Source organism: Streptomyces sp. NPDC088766 (assembly GCF_044750845.1).
Taxonomy (GTDB): domain Bacteria; phylum Actinomycetota; class Actinomycetes; order Streptomycetales; family Streptomycetaceae; genus Streptomyces.
This window is the reverse complement of record NZ_JBIVKQ010000029.1, coordinates 1-1,457: the sequence shown is the minus strand read 5'-3', so window position 1 is coordinate 1,457 and position 1,457 is coordinate 1. Positions and strand designations below refer to the sequence as shown.

Below are 1,457 nucleotides of genomic sequence, written 5' to 3'. Positions count from 1 at the left end.
GGGGGGGGGGGGGGGGGGGGGGGGGGGGGGGGGGGGGGGCGCGCGGGTGGCCCGCCCGGCGGCCCGGTGGGGGGGGGGGGGGGGCGGCCGCCCGGCGGGCCCCCCCCCCCCCCCCCCGCTCGTCGGCCGGTCATTTCACCGAGCCGGCCGTCACTGCCTGCACGAAGTGCCGCTGGAACGCGAAGAACACGGCGACCGGCACCACCGGGGACAGGAAGGCCCCGGCGCCATTACGTCGATGTCGCTGCCGAACTGCCTTATCTGTGACTGGAGTTGCCCCGTCAGCGGCGGTGCGGAGCCGTCGGCGAAGAGCAGGGCGACCAGCATGTCGTTCCCCACCCACAGGAACTGGAAGACGGCGAGGCCGGCCAGGGCCGGCCGACCCACCGGGAGGACCGGGCGACCCGGCCGGACGGCCACGATCGCGCTGCGCGGCCTCGACACCCGCCGGACCCCTACCCGTACATCCTGGCCGAGGGCCGCCCCGCCCACGGCCGTGACGAGGCGGTGGCCGGGCAGGGGCTGCTCGACCTGCTGGACGTACGCGTCGGCGACTGGGTGCGGATGACGGTGGGCGAGCAGCCGCAGATCCTGCACATCGTGGGCCGCAGCATCGAGCCGGAGAACGCCGGCCGGACCATCTCCACCTCGCTGGACACCCTCCGCGAGAACGACCCGGGGCTCGGCCCGACGCTGTACCGGCTGCGGCTGCGGTCCGGCGCCGGCCCCGACACGGTGCCCGGGCGGCCGACCACGGCCGGGCAGGGACGGCTCGACGTGCACACCGTGACGAACCCGGCCGACGGGCTGTCCCCGCTGCGGGGGGTCTTCGCGGGTCTGATCGCCGTCCTCGCCCTGATCGGGCTCATCGGACTGCTCACGACGATCGGCGGCACCGTGCGCGAGGGCGAACGGGACCTGCCGGCGTTCAAGGCCGTCGGTCCGTCCCCGCGCCGGATCACCGCGATCACGGTGACGGCCACCGGCTGCACCGCCCTGGCCGCGGTCCTCGCCGGCACCGCGTTGGCCGCGGTCCTCGTCGGCACCGCGTTGGCCGCGGTCCTCGCCGGCACCGCGCTGGGCACGCCGCTCGCCCACTGGCTGATCGACGCCCAGGGCAGGTCGAGCGGTATCGGCGCCGGGATCGCCCACGGCCCGTCGCCGGTCCTGCCGCTGTTCGGCGCCGCCGCGGTGCTGGGCGCGACCGCGCTCGCCGCCGTACCGGCGACCCGCGCCGCCCGCCGGCGACTGGCGGACACGCTGAGCGCGGTGACCTGAGGGCGGCGGGACGGGGCGAGCGGCCCCGTCCCGCGGCGCGTGGTTTTCTGCCCCTACCGGCCGCGCAGTTCCCGGTACGTCGCGACGAGGGCCTTCGTGGAGGGGTCGAGGCCGGGGACGTCGGCGCCCTCGGTCAGGGCGGGTTCGACGCGCTTGGCGAGGACCTTGCCCAGTTCCAC

The 1,457-nt window shown here is 77.1% G+C and carries 2 pseudogenes; one reads left to right on the top strand and one right to left on the bottom strand.

Annotated elements, in window-relative coordinates:
- Positions 1–130: 130 nt before the first annotated feature.
- Positions 131–402 (bottom strand): annotated as a pseudogene (locus tag ACIP5W_RS30620) (carbohydrate ABC transporter permease); the annotation flags it as partial.
- A 1-nt stretch (position 403) separates the two neighbouring features.
- Between ACIP5W_RS30620 and ACIP5W_RS30615 the strand changes: the two are divergent.
- Positions 404–1,278, top strand: a pseudogene (locus ACIP5W_RS30615) (ABC transporter permease); the annotation flags it as partial.
- Between the last annotated feature and the right edge of the window lie 179 nt (positions 1,279–1,457).